The organism is Gilvimarinus sp. 1_MG-2023, assembly GCF_030548285.1.
The window spans coordinates 1-371 of record NZ_JAUOSC010000343.1; the positions used below are offsets into that span (position 1 = coordinate 1).

A 371-nucleotide genomic window follows, 5' to 3' on the forward strand; every position below is an offset into this window, starting at 1 on the left:
CAGTAAAGCGGCTTCCGATAACGGCAAGGTATTGCTACTGCAAGGGCCTGTTGGGCCATTTTTCAAGCGATTGCAGCGTTATTTGACGTCTGAAGGTATGGATGTCAACCGGATTTGTTTTAATCCGGCGGACTTGCTGTATTCCTGCCGTAAGAATCGCATTTATTTCAGTGGCGGGTTTATTGAATGGCGCCGTTGGTTAAGAAAATACCTTCACGTTTCTCGTCCTGATGTCATTATCTTGTTTGGGTCCGAGCGTCCGGCTTATCGTATTGCCCGGCAGTTGGCGGAGCGTTTGGGTATCCGGGTGTTGTCGCTTGAAGAGGGGTATATCCGACCTGGTTTTGTGGCGATGGAAGAGGGTGGTAATA

Annotated in this window: 1 protein-coding gene; it reads left to right on the forward strand. The window is 49.3% G+C overall.

What is annotated here, in order from left to right; genetic code table 11:
- Positions 1-371 (forward strand): capsular polysaccharide export protein, LipB/KpsS family (locus tag Q4563_RS17110; RefSeq protein ID WP_303605348.1); only part of this gene is annotated, 371 nt, incomplete at both ends.